This window comes from Staphylococcus sp. HMSC65H10 (assembly GCF_001839185.1).
GTDB lineage: Bacteria > Bacillota > Bacilli > Staphylococcales > Staphylococcaceae > Staphylococcus > Staphylococcus simulans.
The window spans coordinates 1-348 of the sequence record NZ_KV840380.1 but is presented as its reverse complement, the minus strand read 5'-3'; the positions used below and the strand labels follow the sequence as shown (position 1 = coordinate 348).

Sequence of the window (348 nt, the reverse complement as noted above, 5' to 3'; positions counted from 1 at the left end):
TATAATGAGCGTGGAGGTGTTAAGATGGAAATCATCACATTCGCAGCTATTAAAGGCGGTGTCGGCAAAACTACACTATCTTACAATTTTGCTGAATACCTGGCTGATTCAGGCGCTAAGGTTTTAATGATTGACCTCGATCATCAATGTAATTTATCTCAGATTTTAGGGGTCTATGATCAAAAAAACACAGTTTTATCCATATTTGAAAAAGTTGAGTCTTTGCACATTAATGAAAAAGTTAAAATTCATCACATCAGTGACAATATCGATCTCATTAGCGGTTTTTTACGATTGGATGAATATGAAAAACATATGAGCACGACAGATGGTAAAGATATGCAGTTA

Annotated in this window: 1 protein-coding gene; it reads left to right on the top strand. The window is 34.8% G+C overall.

The window, feature by feature from the left end; all coding sequences use genetic code 11:
• Positions 1 to 24 precede the first annotated feature (24 nt).
• On the top strand, positions 25 to 348 hold a 324-nt coding region (locus tag HMPREF3270_RS10070), incomplete at its 3' end, for a ParA family protein (RefSeq protein WP_176746725.1).